The sequence below is a fragment of the Streptomyces sp. NPDC127106 genome (assembly GCF_042677605.1).
Lineage (GTDB): Bacteria > Actinomycetota > Actinomycetes > Streptomycetales > Streptomycetaceae > Streptomyces.
The window spans coordinates 1-21,929 of the sequence record NZ_JBHXTC010000021.1 but is presented as its reverse complement, the minus strand read 5'-3'; the positions used below and the strand labels follow the sequence as shown (position 1 = coordinate 21,929).

21 protein-coding genes are annotated in these 21,929 nt (G+C 73.8%); 13 read left to right on the top strand and 8 right to left on the bottom strand.

Translation table 11 applies throughout. The features are described 5' to 3' along the window. Positions 1-260: 260 nt before the first annotated feature. Positions 261-2,327, bottom strand: a complete 2,067-nt coding sequence (locus ACFVGY_RS19145) for a thioredoxin domain-containing protein (protein ID WP_385678549.1) — start codon at positions 2,325-2,327, stop codon at positions 261-263. A gap of 71 nt (positions 2,328-2,398) precedes the next feature. Then, positions 2,399-3,097 carry a hypothetical protein gene (locus ACFVGY_RS19140; RefSeq protein ID WP_385678546.1) on the bottom strand — a complete coding sequence of 233 codons (699 nt, stop codon included), beginning with the start codon at positions 3,095-3,097 and terminating at the stop codon, positions 2,399-2,401. 198 nt (positions 3,098-3,295) lie between these two features. Here ACFVGY_RS19140 and ACFVGY_RS19135 point away from each other — a divergent pair, with 198 nt between their 5' ends. Together ACFVGY_RS19135 and ACFVGY_RS19130 are read left to right on the top strand one after the other, a co-directional pair. Continuing rightward, positions 3,296-3,853, top strand: coding sequence for a superoxide dismutase family protein (locus ACFVGY_RS19135; RefSeq protein ID WP_385678543.1), 558 nt, complete (start codon positions 3,296-3,298; stop codon positions 3,851-3,853). A gap of 207 nt (positions 3,854-4,060) precedes the next feature. Beyond that, entirely contained in the window at positions 4,061-7,405 is a 3,345-nt protein-coding gene (locus tag ACFVGY_RS19130; protein WP_385678540.1) for a tetratricopeptide repeat protein, read from the top strand. A gap of 89 nt (positions 7,406-7,494) precedes the next feature. On the opposite strand, the gene ACFVGY_RS19125 is transcribed toward ACFVGY_RS19130, so the two are convergent. Then, positions 7,495-7,716, bottom strand: coding sequence for a hypothetical protein (locus ACFVGY_RS19125; protein ID WP_385678537.1), 222 nt, complete (start codon positions 7,714-7,716; stop codon positions 7,495-7,497). A gap of 2 nt (positions 7,717-7,718) precedes the next feature. Then, positions 7,719-8,600, bottom strand: a complete 882-nt coding sequence (gene mca, locus ACFVGY_RS19120) for a mycothiol conjugate amidase Mca (protein WP_385678534.1) — start codon at positions 8,598-8,600, stop codon at positions 7,719-7,721. Positions 8,601-8,721: 121 nt separating this feature from the next. On the opposite strand from mca, the gene ACFVGY_RS19115 reads away from it, so the two are divergent. Together ACFVGY_RS19115 and greA are read left to right on the top strand one after the other, a co-directional pair. Beyond that, entirely contained in the window at positions 8,722-9,135 is a 414-nt protein-coding gene (locus ACFVGY_RS19115) for a DUF4307 domain-containing protein (RefSeq protein ID WP_385678531.1), read from the top strand. A 218-nt stretch (positions 9,136-9,353) separates the two neighbouring features. Then, entirely contained in the window at positions 9,354-9,851 is a 498-nt protein-coding gene (gene greA, locus ACFVGY_RS19110; RefSeq protein WP_385678528.1) for a transcription elongation factor GreA, read from the top strand. A 147-nt stretch (positions 9,852-9,998) separates the two neighbouring features. Here the strand turns inward: greA and ACFVGY_RS19105 are convergent, their stop codons facing one another. The 3 genes from ACFVGY_RS19105 to ilvA form a co-directional block, all read right to left on the bottom strand. After that, the gene (locus ACFVGY_RS19105; RefSeq protein ID WP_385678773.1) at positions 9,999-10,826 is read right to left on the bottom strand and encodes an ABC transporter permease; all 828 of its coding nucleotides are present in this window, start codon (positions 10,824-10,826) and stop codon (positions 9,999-10,001) included. A 14-nt stretch (positions 10,827-10,840) separates the two neighbouring features. Beyond that, positions 10,841-11,830 (bottom strand): ATP-binding cassette domain-containing protein, encoded by a 990-nt coding sequence (locus ACFVGY_RS19100; protein WP_385678525.1) that lies wholly within the window; start codon positions 11,828-11,830, stop codon positions 10,841-10,843. A 107-nt stretch (positions 11,831-11,937) separates the two neighbouring features. Next, positions 11,938-13,170: a threonine ammonia-lyase gene (ilvA, locus tag ACFVGY_RS19095; RefSeq protein ID WP_385678522.1), complete on the bottom strand. Its 1,233-nt coding sequence runs from the start codon at positions 13,168-13,170 to the stop codon at positions 11,938-11,940. 245 nt (positions 13,171-13,415) lie between these two features. Here ilvA and ACFVGY_RS19090 point away from each other — a divergent pair, with 245 nt between their 5' ends. The 3 genes from ACFVGY_RS19090 to ACFVGY_RS19080 all read left to right on the top strand — a co-directional run bounded on the left by ACFVGY_RS19090 (position 13,416) and on the right by ACFVGY_RS19080 (position 14,722). Continuing rightward, positions 13,416-13,937, top strand: a complete 522-nt coding sequence (locus ACFVGY_RS19090; protein WP_385678519.1) for a MarR family winged helix-turn-helix transcriptional regulator — start codon at positions 13,416-13,418, stop codon at positions 13,935-13,937. An 81-nt stretch (positions 13,938-14,018) separates the two neighbouring features. Further along, complete coding sequence (locus ACFVGY_RS19085; RefSeq protein WP_385678516.1) at positions 14,019-14,474, top strand: sigma factor-like helix-turn-helix DNA-binding protein; 456 nt, start codon at positions 14,019-14,021, stop codon at positions 14,472-14,474. Beyond that, on the top strand, positions 14,471-14,722 hold the full coding sequence (locus ACFVGY_RS19080) for a hypothetical protein (RefSeq protein ID WP_385678513.1): 252 nt from the start codon (positions 14,471-14,473) through the stop codon (positions 14,720-14,722). The genes ACFVGY_RS19085 and ACFVGY_RS19080 overlap by 4 nt, the downstream gene beginning before the upstream one ends. 87 nt (positions 14,723-14,809) lie before the next feature. On the opposite strand, the gene ACFVGY_RS19075 is transcribed toward ACFVGY_RS19080, so the two are convergent. Beyond that, the gene (locus tag ACFVGY_RS19075; protein WP_385678510.1) at positions 14,810-15,967 is read right to left on the bottom strand and encodes a cystathionine gamma-synthase; all 1,158 of its coding nucleotides are present in this window, start codon (positions 15,965-15,967) and stop codon (positions 14,810-14,812) included. Between the two features lie 129 nt (positions 15,968-16,096). Here ACFVGY_RS19075 and ACFVGY_RS19070 point away from each other — a divergent pair, with 129 nt between their 5' ends. From ACFVGY_RS19070 to ACFVGY_RS19045, 6 genes are all read left to right on the top strand, one after another. Continuing rightward, positions 16,097-17,200, top strand: a complete 1,104-nt coding sequence (locus ACFVGY_RS19070; RefSeq protein ID WP_385678507.1) for a hypothetical protein — start codon at positions 16,097-16,099, stop codon at positions 17,198-17,200. Between the two features lie 258 nt (positions 17,201-17,458). Further along, positions 17,459-19,084, top strand: a complete 1,626-nt coding sequence (locus ACFVGY_RS19065; protein ID WP_385678504.1) for a M48 family metallopeptidase — start codon at positions 17,459-17,461, stop codon at positions 19,082-19,084. Then, positions 19,081-20,238 (top strand): hypothetical protein, encoded by a 1,158-nt coding sequence (locus ACFVGY_RS19060; protein ID WP_385678501.1) that lies wholly within the window; start codon positions 19,081-19,083, stop codon positions 20,236-20,238. The genes ACFVGY_RS19065 and ACFVGY_RS19060 overlap by 4 nt, the downstream gene beginning before the upstream one ends. A gap of 135 nt (positions 20,239-20,373) precedes the next feature. Further along, positions 20,374-21,042, top strand: a complete 669-nt coding sequence (gene msrA, locus ACFVGY_RS19055) for a peptide-methionine (S)-S-oxide reductase MsrA (protein WP_385678498.1) — start codon at positions 20,374-20,376, stop codon at positions 21,040-21,042. Further along, positions 21,039-21,647, top strand: coding sequence for a hypothetical protein (locus ACFVGY_RS19050; RefSeq protein WP_385678495.1), 609 nt, complete (start codon positions 21,039-21,041; stop codon positions 21,645-21,647). Before msrA ends, ACFVGY_RS19050 begins: the two co-directional genes overlap by 4 nt. Positions 21,648-21,729: 82 nt before the next feature. Beyond that, the coding region (locus tag ACFVGY_RS19045) for a hypothetical protein (RefSeq protein ID WP_385678492.1) at positions 21,730-21,929 on the top strand (200 nt) is incomplete at its 3' end.

Sequence of the window (21,929 nt, the reverse complement as noted above, 5' to 3'; positions counted from 1 at the left end):
ACTGTCCCCCCACAGACATGCCGCACCCCCGATGCGGCATCGAAAACCCCCGAGGAGCTCGGGGCAGGCCCCCCGGCCCGCCCGGCCCCGCTGTCCCCCTCTGACGCACCCCCCAGTGCGCGGTCTCGGCTCTGCTACCCCCAGTTACGTCCGAAGCCATGAGAGTAGGCAGTGAACATGACATTCAGCCGCTCGCCGGAGAAAAACCGGGTTTCCGAACCTGCACTCAAGGAACCGGAGTTGACGGCACTCCGCCGGATTCACGGACGAACCGGGCCCAACTGCTCCCTCAGTTCGATCGGATCCGTCGTAGGCCGCGCGCAGACGAAATGCCGGCAGACGTAGGCCGTGGGGCGGTCGTGCACGAGAGTGCGCTCCGCCAAAAGGGGGAACTCGTCTCCGCTCCCGTCCGCGCCCTGCGGCAACCCGACCGCCACCACGGCCCCGGGAGCCGTCCCCAACAACGCGGTCCGGTGCAGCTCGGCCCGCGCCGGATCGTCGGGGTGGCCCACCACGGCCACCTCGCGCGGACCGTCCAGCAGCGCCTCGGCGACCGCCAGCCCGTGGCCGATGAAGCGCGGGACGCGCGGCCCCAGCGCGTGCACCACGCCGAGCGCCCGCTCGGCGGCCGTGCGGTGCGCCTCCGAACCGGTGTGCGCGGCGTACGACAGCAGCGCGCCGGCGGCGGCCGTCCAGCCGGACGGGGCCGCCGTGTCGGTCGGGTCCTGGGGGCGCCGGATCAGCTGCTCGGCGTCGTGCGCGGTGTCGTAGAGGCTGCCGTCCTCGGCGGTGAACAGGTCCAGCACCAGGTCGAGGAGGATCCCGGCGAACTCCAGCCACACCCCTTCGCCGGTCACGGCCGCCAGTGCGAGGAAGCCCTCGGCGACGTCGCCGTAGTCCTCCAGCACCCCGGCGTTGCCGCCGGCCCGCCCGTCCTTGCTGGTGCGCACGAGGCGCGGGGCCCGGCCGGCCGACGCCTCGAAGTGGACCCGTACCAGCAGGTCGGCGGCCTCGGTGGCCCGCTCGACCAGGTCCGGCCGGTCGAAGTACGCGCCGCACTCGGCGAGGGCGGCGACGGCCAGGCCGTTCCAGGCGGCGACGACCTTGTCGTCCCGACCGGGCGCGGGCCGCCCGGCGCGCGCCGCGAGCAGCCGCTGCCGGATCCCGGCGATCCGCGCGGCGTCCACGACCGGCCCGTCCTGCGGCAGTTGCAGCACCGACGTGCCGTGCTCGAAGGTGCCCTCGTCCGTCACCCCGAAGTACGCCGCCGCCAGAGCCCCGTCCTCCGCGCCGAGCACCACGGCCAACTGGGCCGGCGTCCAGGCGTAGTACGCCCCCTCCGCCGGCTTGCCGGTGTCCGGGTCCTCGCTGTCGGCGTCGAGCGCCGAGGCGAACCCGCCCTCCGGGGTGCGCAGTTCGCGGACCATGAAGTCGGCGGTCTCCAGCGCGACCCGCCGCGCCAGGTCCGACCCGGTGGCCCGCCACAGGTGCGCGTACACCCGGCACAGCAGCGCGTTGTCGTAGAGCATCTTCTCGAAATGCGGCACCGTCCAGTCCCGGTCCACGGAGTAGCGGGCGAAGCCGCCGCCGAGCTGGTCGTAGATGCCGCCGCGGGCCATCGCCTCGCAGGTGTCGGCGGCCATCTGCAGGGCCCCCTCGGCGCCCGTGCGGGCGTGGTGGCGCAGCAGGAACTCCAGGACCATCGACGGCGGGAACTTCGGCGCGCCGCCGTACCCGCCGCGCACGGCGTCGTACTCGCGGGTCAGGCCGAGCAGTGCCTGCGCCTGCTCCTCCGGGCCGGGCGCGCCGGCCCGGCCGTAGTCCAGCTGCCGGCCGGCCAGGTCCCGCACGATCCGCTGCGCGACGTCGGCGACCTCCTCGCGCCGCCCCGCCCAGGCCGTCCGCACCCCCTCCAGCACCTGCATGAAGGAGGGCATGCCGTGCCGGGCCTCGGGCGGGAAGTAGGTGCCGAAGTAGAAGGGCTCGGCCTCGGGAGTCATGAACACCGACATCGGCCAGCCGCCCTGCCCGGTGGCGGCCTGCACGGCCTCCATGTAGACGGCGTCGACGTCGGGCCGCTCCTCGCGGTCCACCTTGATGTTGACGAAGTGCTCGTTCATGTACGCGGCCGTCAACTCGTCCTCGAAGGACTCGTGCGCCATCACGTGACACCAGTGACAACTGCTGTACCCGACGCTGAGCAGCACCGGCAGGTCGCGCTCGCGCGCCTCGGCGAAGGCCTCCGGCGACCAGGGCCACCAGTCGACGGGGTTGTCGGCGTGCTGGAGGAGGTAGGGCGAGGTCTCGTTGGCGAGGCGGTTCGGCATGGGGCCATCCTCGCGCACCGGGCGCGGGCGCGCTCCGCGGACGGGGGGCCGGTCGGCGCAGGCGTCGGCGGTCAGGCGCGGTTGCACACGTGGATGGACATGACGCCGGACATGTCGAAGTGGCGGATCCGCAGGTCGGTGCCGTTGTACGCGACCTCCAGGCGGCCGTACATGTCCTGGGCGCCCATCGGGAACCAGGGGAGCATGATCCCGAAGTTGTCCTTCACGTCCTCGGGCACCTTGTCCACGGACGAGGTGGAGATGTCGGCGGCCGTGAGGTGCTCGGGGCCGGTGAGGACCTGGAGGTCCAGGCGGCCGCGGTGCATGGACCAGCGGCCGGTCCACGTGCCGGCGATCCCGGACCAGACGATCGTCCAGGTGCCGTCCTCCCGGACCACGGCCTTGCCGGTGTCCTTGCGGCCGCCGATGCCGCCGCCGGGCAGGGTCGACCTGATCGTCCAGGCGCCCTTGACGAACTCGGCGAAGGCCCGGCCCACCACCCCCGTGGCGGCGGGCGTGGGCGAGGCCGTGGCCGACGGGGAGGCCGTGGCAGAGGGGGAGGCGGTGGCCGTGGCCGACGGGGATCCCGTGGCGGAGGGCGAGGCGGGCGCGGAGGGCGAGGAGGGCGAGGCGGGGGCGGCGGCGGTCGGCCCGTCCTTGCCGGTGCAGGCGGACAGCAGCGCCGCGCCGGCGCCGAGCGCCAGGTAGCGCAGGGTCGTGCGGCGGCCGATGAGCCGGACCGCCGTGCGTATCTCTCGTACCGTCACCATGTCCCCCGGAGCGCGCAGTTGGATCTTGCCGGAGTGTACGGGGCCGGTGGCGCGGGTCCCGGCCCCGGGGCCGTGCGCGGGCGCCGGGCGGCACCGGGGCGCGGCCGGCGGTCCACGATCGGCCGTACGGGAGTCGTGGGGCGGCGGATCGTGCGCCAGCATGGGGTACGGCCTGACACCCGACCGAGGAGGGCCGAGATGGCCTTGATGACGACGGTGCTCGCCGCGTCGCTGGCCCTGACGGCAGCCGTGGGCGTCCCGAAGCCCGAACAGGGCGCGGTGAGCGTGGCCGGTGCCTTCCGGTCGGCCGACGACACCGGGTACGGGGCGGTCACCTACGCCCCCGGGCCCGTACCGCTCGGCAGCCGGATCCACGTCACGGAGCGGGTCGGCGACGACGGCACCTGGATCGAGCTCCGGCTGGAGGGCGTCCAGGCCGGCCGGGCCTTCGGCGCCCACGTGCACCGCAGTCCGTGCGGAGCGGATCCGGCGGACGCCGGCTCGCACTACCAGGACGCCGTCGACCCGGTGCAGCCCTCCGTCGACGCGGCGTACGCCAATCCGCGCAACGAGGCGTGGCTGGACCTGACCACGGACGCGCACGGCCACGCCCGTTCACAGACGTCCGTCGGCTGGCGGATCCGGTCCGGCGAAGCCCGCTCGGTCGTCGTGCACGAGCACACGACCGCCACCATGCACGGCCATGCGGGGAGCGCCGGCCCGCGCCTCGCGTGCATCACCGTGCCGTTCGTCTGACCCTCCGGGCTGCGGTCCGCAGTCCAGCGGGCCGCGGTCACCGTGCGTGGCGGTGCACCGGCCGGAGGGGCCGGGAACGCACATATATGCACGTGGTTTCCCGAATGCCGGCCAACTCCCTCTGATCTAGCTCAAGTTCTCTGTCGCGCACGGGCCTGCGGTCCCACACTTGGGGCACGTTGCCGGAGCTCTCTTGAGGGGATGCCGATGCGGGACAGCCATCGTGGTGAGGCCGAGCGACTGCTGGAACGGGCCGTGGACGAGGAGGACCGGCGGGCTGCCGCGACGGGCGCACCGGTCGACCGGGAGGCGCTGCTCGCGCGCGGCCGCCAGACGCTGGACGCCCTCGCGGCGAGCGCCGCCGACGAGTACGAGGCGTACGTACGGGCCCTGGACGAGGCGGCCGACGGGGAGGAGTCCCTCGGCGAGGCCTTCCGGCGGCAGGACACCTCGACGGCGCTGCTCGTCACGGCGGTGGCGGCGGTCGCGGCCGCCGGCGTGGACCTCTCGCTGGGCGTGGCGACGGGTACGGCCTTAACCGCCGGAGCCGTCACCGGGATCGCCGGAGCCGCCGCCGCGGTCGCCAAGGTGACGGCCCTGCACCTGCCCGCCGCGAACCGCCGGGCCGGCGAACGGGGGCGGCCCGGCGGACCGGAACAGCTGAAACTGCAGTGGCTGTCGGCGCTGGAGGTACGCGGGATACGCCCGTTCCTGGAGCAGCAGCGCACGGTGGCGGCCGCGGCCCGCCAGGCCGCCCGGCAGGTCCCGCGCCCGGCCGGCCCGCAGCTGCGCGGCGGCGACCGCAGCGCGGAGGCCCGGCGGCGCACGGTGCTGGAGCAGTCGTGGGCGCAACTCCCGCAGCCCGCAGCCGCGTTCACCGGGCGGCGGGCGGAGCTGACCCGGATCGCGCAGTGGGTGCAGGCGGCCCGGGCCAGCACGGAGACCCGCCCGGTGGTCGTGGTGCTGCACGGCGAGCCCGGGGCCGGCCGCACGGCCCTGGCGCTGCGGGCGGCGGACGCCCTGCGCGACCAGTTCCGGGGCGCGTGCGTGGTGGACCTGCGGGGCGGCGGCCCGGCCGGCGGGGAGGCGCCGCTGCCGACCCGGGAGGCGCTGCTGCACCTGCTGAACCGGCTGGGCGCGCCCCGCGAGCAGCTGCTGTTCCGCGAGGGGGCCTCGGCCGAGCAGCAGGTGCGGCGGCTCGGTGAGTTCTACCACCAGCACCTACAGGGGCTGCCGGTGACGGTGGTGCTCGACGACGCGGTCGACGCCGAGCAGGTCCGGATGCTGGTGCCGGAGCGGTCGGAGAGCCTGGTGCTGGTGACGGCGCGGCAGCCGCTGGAGCTGCCGGACGTACGGGCGTGGGTGCACCAGTTGCCGGTGGAGCCCCTGGCGGACCCCGACGCGGCCGAGCTGCTCCGGGCCGCCGTGGACACCCCGGAGGACGACGACGCCTCCCTGCCCGGGCTGCCGCAGCTCCTCACCGTGGGCGGCGGGCTGCCGCTGGCCCTGCGCGTCCTGGCCCCGGTGGCCGCGACCGCCCCGGAGGCCCTGACCGCCGCCGCGGAGGCGGCCCCCGGAACCGCGGACGCAGCCGCGGACGCCGCAACCGCGGACTCCGGAGCCGTGGACTCCGGAGCCGTGGACTCCGGAGCCATGGACGCCACCGAGCCCGCCTCCCGGCTGGAGCGGGCCCTGGGGCTGGCGTACGCCTGCCTGCCCGAGGAGCGGCGCCGGCTGCTGCGCCGCCTCACCCTGGCCGGGCGGGCCTCGCTCGGCCCGTCGGCCGCGGCGGCGCTGATCGACACGGACAGGGCGGCGGCCGGGCGGCTGCTGCACGAGCTGGCCCGGGCCGGCCTGCTGGACCCCGTACGCGGCGAGCGGTTCCGGATGCACGACGCGGTGCGCGGCTACGCGGCGGCGCGGCTGGCCGCGGACGAGGACCGCGCCACGTCCTCGGCGGCCCACGGCCGGCTGATCCGCAGTTACGCGCAGCTCGCGGACACGGTGATCCGGATGGTCGACGGGAAGACGTCGCACCGCGCCGGCCACTTCGGCGGCCACGGCTTCCCCTCCCTCGATGCGGCGCTGCGCTGGCTGGACGAGGAGTCGAGCTTCATCACGGCGGCCCTGCGGCACACCGAGGACGTGGACCAGCAGGCCGTGCTGGACCTGCTCGGCGCGCTGTGCGACTTCTGCCTGCTGCGCGGGGACCTGTACCGGCTGGGCGAGATCAACGAACTGACGCAGGCGGTGGAGGCGGCCCACCGGGGCGAGCCGGGGCAGGGCCGACTGGTCCGGTCGGTGCAGTGGCGCACGGGCATCGCGGCCCGCCAGATCGGCGAGCTGGACAAGGCGCGCACCACGCTGACGTCGGTGGTCGACCAGTACCGGGAGGCGCAGCAGGACGCCGGCGCGGGCATGGCGCTGATCTCGCTCGGCATCACGCTGCACCACCAGGGCCAGCTGCCGGAGGCGGCGGCCCGGATCCGGGAGGCGCTGGAACTGCAGGAACCGGACAAGCTGGCGGGCGACCGGGCGTGGGGCCTGCACGCCCTGGCCGCGGTGGAGCGCGACCGGGCGCGGCTCGCGGAGGCGATGGCGCTGTTGGAGCAGTCGCTCGCCCTGCACCGGGAGAACGAGAGCGTGCACGGCGAGGCGTGGGCGCACTTCCAGCTGGGGCAGGTGTACCTGCGGCTCGACGCGGTGCCGCGGGCGGAGGAGGAGCTGCGGCTGGCCCTCGACCTGTACGGGCGCACCCGCGACGACCGCGGCCAGGCCTGGGCGCTGACCCAGCTGGGCCGGGCCCGCGTCGTGGCGGGCGACCCGGAGCCGGCGGCCGGTCAGCTGCGGGAGGCGCTGACGCGGCACCGCGAGGCCGAGGACGCGCGCGGCGAGGCCTGGACGCTGTACTACCTCGGGCAGGCGCTGGAGGCGGCGGGCGACCTCGACCAGGCGGTACGGGAGCTGGAACGGGCCCGGACCATGTTCTCGCGGATGCGGGACGTGTACGGGCTCGCGTACGCACGGCACCACTCGGGCCGGGTCACCCGCGACCAGCGGGCCGCGCAGACCGGAAACCTGAAGAACTCGGGTTTCGCCCGGCAACTGCTGGTCGACGCCCGGGCCGACTTCCGGCGGATCGGGCTCGCCCACGGGGAGGCCTGGACCTGCGTCGAGCTGGCGGTGGTGGACGCCGGCAACGAGCGGGTCGCGCAGGCGCTGGGGCTCTGCGAGGAGGCCGCCCGGCTGTTCATCTCGTACGGCGACCGGCGCGGGGAGGACTGGGCGCGGTTCCTGCGGTGCACGCTGCTGCCGTACGCGGTCCCCGGAGCGGGAGTGGAGGAGGCGCGGGCCGAGCTGGGCCGCCTGGCGGGCGCGCCCCACCCGGCGCGGGACGATCGGCTGGCGGATTGCCTGGGGGCGTACGCGGTGGTGCTGGGGCGGGGTGTGGACCCCGCGGAAGGGTGGCAGGCGTGGCGCTTGGCCCTGACCCCGACCCTCCGGTCCCGCGAGATCATGGGCGTCCCCGTACCCACGCCCCCGACCCCCTGACCGCCCCGCCCGGTCCCGCCTCGAAGCGCGGCACGCCTGGGGCCCGCCCGGCGGTGGGAACCGTCGGGCGGGGGGCGGGTCTGCTCCGGCTAGGCCGAGGGGGTGGGCTCGGGCGTGCTGCCCGGCTCCGGGGTCTCCTCGAAGTCGACGCGGCCCATGTGCCGGTTCATCGACTTCATCAGCCCCCACACTCCGAGGGCGAGGGCCGCGAAGACGAGGAAGCCCAGGATCCCGGGCGTCACCTTGTTCTTGTCGAAGGTGTCGGCCGCCAGCGGAACGAGCTGTGTCAGTGCTGCCTGTGTAGCGCTCATGGCTACGCATTCTCCCGGATGCCCGCGAAGAGGTCGGACTCGGGGAGGGAGGTGTCGACGAGCGACTTGGCGAGCTCGTACTCCTCCGTGGGCCAGACCTCCTTCTGGATCTCCATGGGAACGTGGAACCAGCCGCCGTCGGGGTCGATCTGCGTGGCGTGCGCGATGAGCGCCTTGTCGCGGATCTCGAAGAAGTCGGCGCAGGGGACGTGGGTGGTCAGCGTCCGCTCCTTGCGCTCGAACTCCTTCCACCGCTCCAGCCACTCCCCGTACGGGGATTCCATGCCGCGGGAGAGCAGCGCCTCGTGCAGGGCGATCGTGCGCGGCTTGTTGAAGCCCTGGTTGTAGTAGAGCTTCTGCGGCTGGTAGGCGGGGCCGAATTCGGCTTCGGGGTACTTCTCGGTGTCGTTCGCGCCGTCGAAGGCCACCATCGTGATCTTGTGGGTCATGATGTGGTCGGGGTGCGGGTAGCCGCCGTTCTCGTCGTACGTGGTGATGACCTGCGGCCGGAAGGCGCGGATCTTCTTCACCAGGCGGCCGGCCGCCTCGTCCACGTCCTCCAGGGCGAAGCAGCCCTCGGGCAGCGGGGGCAGCGGGTCGCCCTCGGGGAGGCCGGAGTCGACGTAGCCGAGCCATTCCTGCTCGACGCCGAGGATCTGGCGGGCTTCCTCCATCTCCTTGGCGCGGACTTCGTGGATGTTCTCCTCGATGTACTTGTCACCCTGGAGCTTGGGGTTGAGGATCGAGCCTCGCTCGCCGCCGGTGCAGGTGACCACCAGCACGGGCACCCCCTCGGACACGTACTTGGCCATGGTGGCCGCGCCCTTGCTCGACTCGTCGTCGGGGTGGGCGTGGACGGCCATCAATCGCAGCTGCTCGGTCAAGACAGGATCCTCTGTGATTCGTCAGGCGGACGGCTCCTATAGTGACCGAACCGGGGGGTGGAAAAATTCCGGGGTCGAGCCCGGAATCAAGTGGAACCCGGCACTCTCGGAAGGGACGATCATGAGCACGGTGCGCGAGGGCCTGCCCGAGGGCCGTTACGGCCGGTCGGCCGACGAGCGCGCGGACCGCACGCTGAAGATCGTCGGCTCGGTGCTCGGTGCCGGCCTGCTGGCCATGGTGGGCTGGATCGGCTGGGACTACGTCGCCGGCACGGACGTCAGCGCCGAGGTGATCAAGTTCCAGGTGGTCTCGGACTCCGAGGTGCAGGTGCACCTGGAGGTGCGCAAGGAGTCCTCGGTGACGGGGGTGTGCACCCTGATCTCCCAGGACGTCGGCCACGGCGAGGTGGGTCGCGCGGACTTCACCTTCGGGCAGCAGGAGTCGCGGGTGGACGAGGTCGTCACCCTGAAGACCACCGCCCGCGCCACTATGATCGAGTTGGTCGGCTGCCAGGCGGCGGGGTCCGCGGGCTGACCTCCCGGCCCGGGCGGGCGCACCGGCACGCCGGGCGGAACGCCGGTGGCACGCCAGGGCGCAGGGCCGGGCGGCACTTTGGTCCCGTTGCTGCTCAGGGGCCCGATGACACACTTCATACACACGGTGTCCTCCCCCTTTTCTTCCCGAATTGTTAGGCTCGTGGTTTCGCCCGCCACCGGCGGACAAGTAGTCCCCTGTACCGACGAGGAGCACCCGTGACCCAGACGAGCGAGAGCGTCACCTGGCTGACCCAGGCGGCGTACGACCAGCTGAAGGCCGAGCTGGACTACCTCTCTGGTCCCGCACGCACTGAGATCGCCATCAAGATCGCAGCTGCCCGCGAAGAGGGCGACCTGCGCGAGAACGGCGGTTACCACGCGGCCAAGGAGGAGCAGGGCAAGCAGGAGCTCCGCGTCCGCCAGCTGACGCAGCTGCTGGAGAACGCCAAGGTGGGCACGGCTCCGGCGGCCGAGGGCGAGGTCGCGCCGGGCACCGTCGTCACCATCGCCTTCGACGGCGACGAGGACGACACCATGTCCTTCCTGCTCGCCTCCCGCGAGTACGCCTCGAACGACTTCGAGACCTACTCCCCGCAGTCCCCGCTGGGCGCGGGCGTGCTGGGCAAGAGGATCGGCGAGGACGCCGAGTACGAGCTGCCGAACGGCAAGAAGGCCTCTGTCCGGATCCTCGACGTCAAGCCGTTCACCGGCTGATCACCCCGGAAAGACGCACACGGCGGAGCCCCCTCGGACCGGATCGGAGGGGGCTCCGCCGTTCCGGCCGGTCGCCCGACCGGGTGCCGGGCAGCGGGCGGCGGGCAGCTGGCGGTGGGCAGCTGGCGGTGGGCAGCGGGTGGCGGCCTACGTGGTCGCCGAGCGGTACCTGCGGACCGACAGGGTGCGGAATGCCGCGACGATCAGCAGCGACCACAGCACGGAGGCGAGGACCGCGTTCTGCATCGGCCAGACGTCCGGCGCCTCGTAGCCCGGCGGCAGGTTGCCGAAGAGTTCACGGGCCGCCTGGACGGTGGCGCTGAAGGGGTTCCACTCGGCGATGGTGCGCAGCACGGGCGGCATGTTCTCGGCGGGGACGAAGGCGTTCGAGACGAACGTCAGCGGGAAGAGCCAGATCAGCCCGCCCGAGGTGGCCGCCTCCGGGGTGCGCACCGACAGTCCGATGAGGGCGCCGATCCAGGAGAAGGCGTACCCGAGCAGGAGCAGCAGGACGAAGCCGGCGAGCACGTCGAGGGCGTTCGTGTGCGTGCGCCAGCCGACGACGAGGGCGACGACGGCCAGCACCATCAGGGTGAGGGTGGTCTGGACGAGGTCGGCGAGGGTGCGGCCGGTCAGGACGGCCCCGCGGGCCATGGGCAGCGAGCGGAAGCGGTCGATCAGGCCCTTGTGCATGTCCTCGGCGATGCCCGCGCCGGCTCCGGCCGTGGCGAAGGTGACGGTCTGGGCGAAGATGCCGGCCATCAGGAACTCGCGGTAGGCCTGCGGGGAGGTGCTGCCGTCGACGCTGATCGAGCCGCCGAAGACGTAACTGAAGAGCACGACGAACATGACCGGCTGGATCAGCGCGAGGATCACGACCTCGCGGATCCGGGACATGCGGATCAGGTTCCGCTTCGCGATGACCAGGGAGTCGCCGACGCCCTGGACCAGGCCGCCGCGGGGCCGGGGGGCCATCAGGTCGGGCTTCGTCACGTCACCGGCTCCTTCCGGGCCGCACCGCTCGGCTCGTCGCCGGCGAGGGCGGCCGCGTGGCCGGTGAGGGAGATGAACACGTCGTCGAGGGTGGGGCGGCGCAGGGCGATGTCGTCGATCTCCGTGCCCCGTGCGTCGAGCTCGCGGATGACCTCGGCGAGCAGCTGGGCGCCGCCGGAGACGGGCACGGTCAGCTTGCGGGTGTGCTCCTCGAAGGAGGCCGCGCCCCGGCCGAAGCGGGCCAGGACGTCACGGGCGCCGGCGACGTGCTCACGGTCGTGGACGACGAGCTCCACGCGCTCGCCGCCGGTACGGGCCTTGAGCTCGTCGGACGTGCCGCGGGCGATGACGCGGCCGTGGTCGACGACGCAGATGTCGTGCGCGAGGCGGTCGGCCTCCTCCAGGTACTGGGTGGTCAGCAGCAGGGTGGTGCCGCCGGCGACGAGTTCCTGGATGACGTCCCACAGCTGCTGGCGGTTGCGCGGGTCGAGGCCGGTGGTCGGCTCGTCCAGGAACATCACGGGCGGGCGGACGACGAGCGCGGCGGCGAGGTCGAGGCGGCGGCGCATGCCGCCGGAGTAGGTCTTCGCGGTGCGGTCGGCGGCGTCGGCGAGGTGGAAGCGTTCCAGCAGCTCGTCGGCGCGGATCTTCGACGCCCTGGCGGTCATCTGGTGGAGGCGGGCGACCATCCGGAGGTTCTCCCGGCCGGTCAGGTACTCGTCGACGGCCGCGAACTGGCCGGACAGGCCGATCGCGCGGCGCACCGCGTCGGGGTGGCGCAGGACGTCGATCCCCGCGACGAGGGCCCGGCCCGAGTCGGGCCGCAGGAGGGTGGTCAGGACCCGCACGGTCGTGGTCTTGCCGGCTCCGTTCGGGCCGAGGAGACCCAGCACGGTGCCCCGGGGGACGTCGAGGTCCACGCCGTCCAGTGCCCGTACGTCGCCGAAGGTCTTCACCAGGCCTTCGGCGTATATCGCGCCCGGCATGAGGATTCTCCCAGGGGGAATCGGGTGTTCCCTAGGCAAATCCTAGGGGCGCCGGGCATGCGGCGCCCGCCCGCTCGCCCGCTCGCCCGCCTGCCTGCCTGCCTGCCTCAGCCGATGACCGCGTACCCGGCGGCGTGCAGCGAGCGCGCGACCTCCGTGCAGTGTTCCGGGCCCTTCGTCTCCAGGTGCAGCTCGACCTCGACCTCCGTCAGCCCCAGCCGCGGGTCGGTCCGTACGTGGCTCACGTCCAGCACGTTCGCGTCCACCACCGACAGCACCGCCAGCAGCCCGGCCAGAGCCCCCGGCCGGTCCGCCACCCGCAGCCGCAGGGACAGGTAGCGGCCCGCCGCCGCCATGCCGTGCCGCAGGATCCGCTGGAGCAGCAGCGGGTCGACGTTCCCGCCGGACAGGACCGCCACCACCGGGCCCGACCCGTACAGTTCGGGCTCGCTCAGCAGTGCGGCCACCGGGGCGCACCCCGCCGGCTCGACGACCAGCTTGGCCCGCTCCAGGCAGAGCAGCAGGGCGCTGGAGAGCTCGTCCTCCGACACCGTGCGGACGTCGTCGAGCAGTTCACCGATGATCCGGAACGGGACGTCGCCGGGGCGGCCGACCTTGATGCCGTCGGCCATGGTGCTCGGATTGTCGATCGAGACCGGGTGGCCCGCCCGGAGCGACACCGGGTACGCGGCCGCGCCCGCCGCCTGCACGCCGACCACCCGCACGTCCGGCCGCAGCGCCTTCACCGCGACGGCGATGCCCGCCGCGAGGCCGCCGCCGCCGATCCCGACGAGGATCGTGCGCACCTCCGGGCACTGCTCCAGGATCTCCAGGCCCACGGTGCCCTGACCGGCGACGATGTCGCGGTGGTCGAAGGGGTGGATGAACACCGCCCCGGTGCGGTCCGCGTACTCCTCGGCCGCGGCGAGCGTCTCGTCGACGACATGGCCCTCCAGCCGTACCTCGGCGCCGTACTCGCGGGTCGCGGCGACCTTCGGAAGCGGTGCCCCGACCGGCATGAACACGGTCGCGTGCACGCCGAGCAGCGCGGACGCGAGGGCCACGCCCTGCGCGTGGTTGCCCGCGCTCGCGGCGACGACGCCCGCCGCCCGCTGCTCGGGCCGCAGGCCCGCGATGCGGACGTACGCCCCGCGCAGCTTGAAGGATCCGGTGCGCTGGAGGTTCTCGCACTTGAAGTGGACCGGGGAGCCGGTGAGGGCGGACAGGTGCCGGCTGCCTTCCATCGGGGTGACCCGGGCGACGCCCGAGAGCATCTTCTGGGCCCCCCGGACGTCGTCGAGGATGACGGGCGGGACGGGCTGCAGCACGAGGTGGTTCATGCCGCCAGTCTCGCAGCCCCCGCACGACACGGGCGTGACCCCGCGCACCGGGCGGACCCGCGCGGAAGGGGCGAAATCCGGCCATGGGGGACGGGCGCGGGGCGTGCTCCGTACCGCGTTCCGCGCCGGTTCCGTACCGGGCTCGTACCAGTCGTACCAGTTCTCCCACGCGGCGTACGAGCCGCCGCACGGCCGCGTACTCTGTCCCCCATCCTGTCGGCCCCACGCGAAGAGAGCTCACGGCCATGCCTTCCAACCCGGCCAATTCCGACCTGCCCGCGGCGGCCGAAACACGCCCCGAAGCCGGTCTCCTGGACGCGCTCCAGCACCAGGTGGCCGTCTTCGCGCGCCGCGCCGAGCAGACCCGCCTGGGCGGGGTCGGACAGGCCCGCAACTCGATGGACCGCGCCGCGTACCTGCTGCTGAACCGGCTCGACCTGGAAGGCCCGATGGGCGTCAAGGCCCTCGCCTGCGGCATGGGCATCGACTCCTCGACCGTCACCCGGCAGGTCGCCCCGCTGGTCGACACCGGGCTGGTCAAGCGCACCTCGCACCCCGAGGACGGGAGGGCGGTCGTCCTCGCGCTGTCCCCGCGCGGGCTGGCGCGGCTGGAGGAGGTCCGGATGTCCCGGCGCGAGCTGATGGCCCGGGTCACCGACGGCTGGAGCGAGGAGGAGCGGGAGGCGTTCACCGGACTGCTGACCCGCTTCAACGGCTCGCTGTCGGAGCTGATGGGCACCGTGTCGGAGGCCGGCCCGGCCTCCTGAGGCCGCGGTCCGCGGGCGGCCCGGACCGGGTGTGTCCGACCCCTTGACCGGGGCCGTGCCCCTGCCCGCACCATAGGCCGTGTGGACCACCGAGCAGGGCCCTACGCCGAGTTCGAGGCCTTCGTCGCGGGCGCGGCGGGGCGGCTCCTGCACGTCGCGGTCCTGCTGACGGCCGAGGCCGGTACCGCGGCCGGGGCCGCGTCCGGCGCCGACTGCCCGGCGGCCCGCCGGCTGCTGGCCGGCGCGCTGGCCCGCACGTACGCCGGCTGGGAACGGCTGCGCGGCGACGACCCCTACGACCACACCCGCCAGGAGCTGTGCGCCGCCTTCGCCCGCACCGGGCGCCGCCTCCACGGCGGCCGGGGCGTCCTCGCCCCGCTCCCGCCGCTGGAACGGCTCGTGCTCGTGCTGTGCGTGTACGAGGGCGTGGCGCACGAGGTCGCGGCCGCGCAGCTCGGGCTGCCGGTCGAGCGGGTGCGGGTGCTGTCCGGGCGGGCCGTGGCCGCGCTGCGGGCCCGCCGGGGGGAGGCCGCATGAGCGTCCCGGACCGCAAGGAGGCCCAGGTCAGGGGGCTGATGGAGGGCCCGTACCCGGTGGTGCCGGCCGGGCTGGCGGCCACCGCCGCGGCCCGCGGGGACCGGCTGCTGCGGCGCCGGCGCATCCTGCGCCGCGCCGGCTGGACACTGCTGCTCGCGGCGGCGACGGCCTTCGCCGTGTGGGCCTCGCTGGCCCGCCCGTGGGAGGTCCCGCCGAGCGGTGTCTCCCCGCCCCTGGAGGGCTGGTAGCCACCGCCCGGCGGTGCTGTCGGCCTGGCCTGACTGTTGGGCCTGTCGGCCTGTTGTGCCTGTCGGCCTGTCGTGCCTGTCGGCCTGTCAGCCGAGGGCCTGGGTCAGGTCCGCGAGCAGGTCGTCGGCGTTCTCGATGCCGACGGAGAGGCGCACCAGGTCACCGGGGACCTCCAGGGCCGAACCGGCCACCGAGGCGTGCGTCATGCGGCCCGGGTGCTCGATGAGGGACTCGACGCCGCCGAGGGACTCGCCCAGGGTGAACAGCTTGGCGCGGTTGCAGACCTCGACCGCCGCCTCCTCGCCGCCGAGGACGCAGAAGGACACCATGCCGCCGAAGTTGCGCATCTGCTTGGCGGCGATCTCGTGGCCCGCGTGCTCGGCCAGGCCCGGGTAGAGGACCTTGTGCACCTTGGGGTGGCGGGTCAGCATCTCGGCGACCTTCGCCGCGTTCTCCGCGTGCCGGTCCATGCGCACCGCGAGGGTCTTGATGCCGCGCAGCACGATCCAGGAGTCGAAGGGGCCGGCCACGGCGCCCATCGCGTTCTGGTGGTACGCCAGTTCCTCGCCCAGGGCCGCGTCGGCGGTGACCAGGGCGCCGCCGACGACGTCGGAGTGGCCGCCCATGTACTTGGTCAGCGAGTGCACGACGACGTCCGCGCCGAGCGCGAGCGGCTGCTGCAGGTACGGGGAGGCGAAGGTGTTGTCCACGACCAGCTTGGCGCCGGCCGAGCGCGCGATCTCGGCGACCACGGCGATGTCGGTGATGCCGAGCAGCGGGTTCGAGGGGGTCTCGACCCAGATGGCCTTCGTCTTCGGGGTGAGGGCGGCGCGCACCGACTCCGGGTCGGAGGTGTCGGCCACCGACCACTCCACGCCCCAGCGGGAGACGACCTTCGCGAAGAGGCGGAAGGTTCCTCCATAGGCGTCGTTCGGGATGACCACGTGGTCGCCCGGCGCGAGCAGCGTACGCAGCAGGCAGTCCTCGGCCGCGAGTCCGGACGCGAAGGCCAGGCCGCGCGTGCCGCCCTCCAGCGCCGCGAGGTTCTCCTCCAGCGCGGTGCGGGTGGGGTTGGCGCTGCGGCTGTACTCGTAGCCGCCGCGCAGGCCGCCGACGCCGTCCTGCTTGTACGTGGAGACCTGGTAGATCGGGGGCACGACCGCGCCGGTCAGGGGGTCCGCCGTGTTGCCCGCGTGGATCGCGCGGGTTTCGAAGCTCTGGTGCTCGTGGCTGTCGTCGCTCATGGGCAGAGCCTAAGGCCCGTACGGCCGTACGCCACCCCGTGGTCGCTGCCGGGGACGGGGCACGGGGCGGTCCTGCAACACGGTGTTCACATTCGCCTCGGCACGGGTCGGTCTGGTTCGCTTGAGGGCATGGAGATTCTGTGGTTCCTGATCGCCGTCGGCCTGCTCGTGGCCGCCCTCGGTCCCCTGATACGGCGCAGGCGGGGCGGCCTGCGCCTGGTCCCGCCCGGCAGCCCCGACGCCGCCGACCCCGCGGACTACGGCTTCGCCCTGCAAGAGGAGCTCGACATCCGGGTCCCCGGCCCCGACCAGGACCTGATGGACGCCCTCGCCGTCGTGCAGCAGACCGGGCAGTGGCAGGCCGCTTCCCAGCTGCTGGCCGGCACTCCCCGGGACGGCGAGCTGCGCTGGCAGCGGGTGCAGGCCTTCGCCGGGGCCGCGGCCCTGGATCTCGTGGCGCGGCCCGGGGTGGGCGCGTCCTGGCTGAAGGCGTGGCGGCTGCAGGCCGAGAAGGACGCGGGCGGCGCGCAGGTGCACGCCGAGCTGCTGGTGCAGCAGGCGTGGCGGCACTCGGGCGGCGTGGGCTCCGAGGACCACCGGATCATCCTGGAGGAGGCACGGGAGGCCTGCCGCAAGGCGGTGCTGCTGGCCCCGGGCGACCCGGTCCCGTACATCACGGAGCTCGCGATCGCGCGGGCGCTCGGCTACTCGGAGGCGGAGTTCGACACCCTCTGGGCGAAGGTCATCGACGTGGCCCCGAACCACATGGGCGCCCACCTGGCCGCCCTGCACTACTGGTGCGAGAAGTGGCACGGGTCTCGGGAGAAGGCCGACGCCTTCGCCCACGCGGCGGCGGCCCGGGCCCCGCAGGGCTCGCTGCTGGCGGCCCTGCCGCTGTTCGCCGTGTACGAGCACAAGCCGGACCTGGTGCTGGGCGCCTTCTGGCAGAGCGCGGTGGTGGTCCGGGCGGTGGAGGGCGCGCTGTACGCGGTGCACCAGGCCCGGCCCGACGACCCGATGCTGGCGCACGTACGGCACATGCTGCTGTCGTTCCTGGTGTCGATGGAGCGCTGGGCGGAGGCCATGGAACAGGTGCGGCACGTGGACGGCTGCGTCGGTGCCCTGCCGTGGTCGGCGGCGCCGGACCCCGCCGCCGCGTACGCGGTGTACCGCGCCCTGGCGGTCGCCGGCTACGAGGCCAACGGCGGTTCCCCGGCCACCCTGCCCCACTGAGGCACCGCCTTCGGGCTATAAGTTTGCCGTAAGTGACCATGAGGCCGCATGATCCCCCCGTGGCCGTCGGGCCGGCCGGCAGGTCCGGGCGCCCCCGGCTCCGCCACCGGCCCGCCTCCGACCCGGCGCGGCCGCAGGTGCCGCACGCACCGCACCGCACCGCCGCAACCGGGTCGCCCGTACCCGGCCCCGGCGGACCGCGGGGGTGGTGCGCCCGGCACCCCGCACCGTCTTCATCCCCGGGGGGATCTGTCCTATATGGGCGCTTCACTGCGCGCGTTGCGCGCTCTCGTCCTGCTCGCAGGGTTCTATCTGCTCGGCCTCGTCCTGCTCGCCCTGCTCGCCGGCGTCGACCTCGGCGCGTACACGGCCGGGCTGCGCGGTCTCGGGCTGCTCAAACTGATCGCCGTCACCGGCGTCCTCGCCATCCCGATCGTGCGCGGCATGCTCATGCTCCGCACCCCCAAGGAAGACCCCGTCCCCGGCGTGCCCGTCGGCCCCGAGCAGGAGCCGGTCCTGTGGCAGACCGTCCGCGAGATCGCGGAGCAGGTCGGCACCCGCGCCCCCGACGAGATCGTGTTGGTCGCCGACGTGAACGCGGCCGTCAGCGAGGAACCGCGGCTGCTCGGCCTGCTGCCCGGCCCCCGCCGCCTGTACCTCGGGCTGCCGCTGATGACCGGCCTGGACGAGATGCAGCTGCGCGCCGTGCTCGCCCACGAGATGGGCCACTACGCCAACTTCGACACCCGCCTCGGCGCGCTGATCGCCCGCGGGCACGCCCAGCTCACCCGTACCGTCGCCCACTTCCACGAGCGCGCCGCGGCCAAGGTCGCCAAGGAGCGCGCCCGGCAGGAGAAGCAGGCGGAGAAACGAATCGCCAAGGGCAAGAAGGCCCACGACGTCGACACCCGCTTCGACGGCGCCACCCACCGCGCCATGGCCAAGGTCTACACGGCGTACGGCCGGTTCTACATGCGCGCCACCCTCTCCTCCGCCCGCCGCCAGGAGCTCTCCGCCGACCTCGCCTCGGTGAAGGTCGCCGGACGCGACGCCGCCGCCTCCGCCCTGCGCGAGCTCAACGCGCTGGGCCGCGCCCACAAGTTCTACATGGACGCGTACGCCACCCTCGGCCTCAACGTCCATCTGCTGCCCCGGCCCGGGCAGGTCTTCGGCGGGCTGGGCAGCCTCCTCGACGCCCGCTCCGCCGAGCTGGACGAGATGCGCCGCGAGCTGCCCACCGAGCCCGCCGACCCGTACGACTCCCACCCCCCGCTCGCCGAGCGCGTCGCCCTCATCGAGGCCCTGCCCGACGACGCCCGCGGCCACGCGGACGCCCGCCCCTCGCTGGCCCTGCTCTCGAACCCCGAGGCGGCCCAGACCGCGCTGGAGCAGGCCGTACTGACCCCGCAGGCGCTCGCCCTGAAGCGGGTGGACTGGCCGGACCTGGTCCACGAGAGCATGACCGTCTACGCGGACCGGGGCGCCCAGGACGTCCGCGACGCCTTCGCCGCGGAGGGCGCGCGCCCCGCCGACGACTCGGGCCGCGGCCCGGACCTGATGACGGTCCTGGACGCCATCGACGCCGACCCGGCCCTGCGCTGGCGCATCGCCGACCGCTACCCGAAGTCCGAGGAGGCCGCCGCGGCCACCGGCCGCACCGCCCGCGAGTTCGCCCGCCCCGTCGTCCGGAGGCTCCTGGGCCGGCTCGTCACCGTCGAGCTCACGGCCCGCGCCACCGCCCGCTGGGAGCTGTCCTGGTCCGACCCGGCCACGCTGCGCTACCCCTCCGAGGAGTTCGAGGAGCAGCTGAAGTCCGCGCTGGAGGCGGCCGCCGCCGACCAGTGCGACACCGAACCCCTGCGAAAGCTGGTGCTTGCCCCGTGACCATCGCACTGACCGTCCTCGGCGTCCTGCTCCTCGCGGGCGCCTGGAAACTGCTGCGCGCCATGTACTACGTGCGCAAGGCGCGGAAACTGAACGCCCGCTCGGACGCCCTGGAAGCCGAGATCGCGGCCACCCGGGCCGCCACCGCCACCTTGGAGGACCAGACCAAGGCGGAGCAGGCCGCGGCCGTCGTCGCGCTCGGGTTCGTCCCCGAGGCCGACCTCGACACCGAGCACGCACAGCCCGTACCCCCGGAGCAGACGGCCGCGCTGGCGGCGGTCCGGGCCGGCGACTGGCAGGCCGGCGCCGCCTGGATCGACGCCGCCGGAACGGACTGGGAAGAGCGCTGGGAGCGCGTCCGCGCCCTGTCCGAGGCGGCCGCCGAGGACGACGCGTGGCTGCTGGCCTGGCAGGCGGCCCGTCCCGGGGACCCGACGGCGGCGGTCGTCGAGGCGGACACCGCCGTACAGGTCGCGTGGAACGTGCGCGGCAGCCAGTCCGGGGCCCGCACCACGCAGGAGCAGTTCCGGCTCTTCCGCGAGCTGCTGCTCACGGCGGAGCGCACCGCGCACGCCGCCCAGAAGCTGGCCGACCCCGCCGACCCGGTCCCGTACATGGTGGAACAGGCCATCGGGATGGGCCTGGGCTACCCGCACGAGCGGTACGAGGAACTGTGGGCGCAGATCACGGCCCGCGCCCCCAAGCTGCTGACCGCGCACACCCACTGCATGCAGTACTGGGCGGCGAAGTGGCGCGGCTCGCACGAGCTGGCCCTCGGCTTCGCCCGCAAGGCGGCCGACGGGGCCGAGCCCGGCGAGCTGCTGTCGCTGCTGCCGCTGATCGCCTACTTCGAGAACGAATCCTGGGACGACGACCTCCAGGCGGAGGACTACTACAAGGAGCCCGAGGTCTGCGCGGCCGTCGACGCCGCCCTGGCCGACCTGGCCGCGGCCGGCCCCGGCGACCGGCGGGCGGTCAGGCTGCGGCACCTGCTGGCCTGGATGCTGTTCTGGCAGGACCGGGACGCGGAGGCGGTGGAGCAGTTCCGCCACATCGACGGGTACATCGGCCACATACCGTGGTCGTACCACTCCCAGCCGAAGCGGCGGTACCTGTACGCACGCGACTGGGCGGTCCGCGTGACGACGGAGTAGCGGACATCCGGCGAACGGCCGAGACGGACGCGCGGCGAACGGCCGCGGACGGGCGGGCCCGGACCCCCCTCCACCCGAGGTGGGGAATCCGGGCCCGCCCCCGTCCGTTGAGGGAGGTACCAAGGAGGGAATTCCATGTTCTCGTACCGCCGCACGCCCGAGCTCCCCACCGCCGAGCAGGCCCTCGACGGCCGCACCGAGCCCCTGTTCGCCCTGCCGCCGCAGCACACCGTCCTCGGCAACCCCCTCGCCGGCCCCTACCCGGAGCACCTGGAGGTCGCCGATTTCGGGCTGGGCTGCTTCTGGGGCGCCGAGCGGAAGTTCTGGCAGACGCCCGGGGTGTGGACCACCCTCGTCGGCTACCAGGGCGGCCACACGCAGAACCCCACGTACGAGGAGGTCTGCTCGGGCCTGACCGGCCACACGGAGGTCGTCCGCGTGGTGTTCGACCCGTCGGCCGTCTCGTACGCCACGCTGCTGAAGCTGTTCTGGGAGTCCCACGACCCCACCCAGGGCTTCCGCCAGGGCAACGACGTGGGCACCCAGTACCGCTCCGCGGTGTACACCCACTCCCCCGCCCAGCAGGCCGCGGCCGAAGCCTCCCGCGACGCCTACCAGCAGGTCCTGAACGCCTCCGGCTACGGCCCGATCACCACGGCGATCCTCCCGGTCGAGGACCGCCCGTTCTGGCCCGCCGAGGCCTACCACCAGCAGTACCTGGACAAGAACCCGGCGGGCTACTGCGGCATAGGCGGCACGGGCGTCTCCTGCCCCATCGGCGTGGCCACAGCGCCCGCGGAGTGAGCGACGCCCCGCTCCCCGACCCGGCGCACGAGCGGCTGACCCGGCTCTGGCAGGCCCAGAGGCCTGCCGGGCCGGTGCTGCCGTGGGATCTGAAGACGACATACGGAAACCGCTGGGTCCGCTTCCACAGCCTGCCGGAGTCGAAGCGCTACGCGGACGACGAGGCCGAGTACGCGGTCCTCCTCGACCGGTACAACACGGTCCTCGACGAGCTCTTCGCGGACGGCGAGGTCTACGTGGTGACCATCGACTGGACGGACCCGGCCGAAACGGCCGATTCTCCGGAGTGGACGGTGCTGCGCAGGGCCCTCCACCCGGCGGGCACCCTGTGGACCGTCCTGGACGAGGCGTCCGACCCGGGTCCGGACCAGCTGTGGTACTTCTACGCCGACCGGCGGCCCTGGGTACGCGGCTGCCTCGACCCGCTGCTCCGCGCGGCCGCCGACGCGGCCCTGTCGGGGGTCCTCGTGACGGACCCGAACCTCACCCGCATCCACCACGCGTACGACGGCGGAGCCGACGTCATCCTCCCCACCCCCGGGGAACGCGACCGCCTGCGCGACCGCCACACCGCCTGGCTGTCCGCACACCCCTCGGGATACTGACCAGGACGCGGCCTCAGCCTTTCGGGCGACGGCCCAGGAATCCTCGCTCGGCGGCCGGTTCGACCTGGCCGTCGCCACGTACGTGACGGCCGCGGCCGGGGCCGGGCTGGCCGTGGAGCGGCTCGGCGAGCACACCGACGCCGAGTCCGACGGCCGGGGCATCCTGCCGCGGGTTGACGTGCTCCCCGCCCTAAAGGACGGGGATTCCAGCCTGGGCCGTCTGGCCCTTCTGGTGGCTTCCTGCTTCAACGCGCTGCGCCGGGACGGACCCGGTCTTACCTG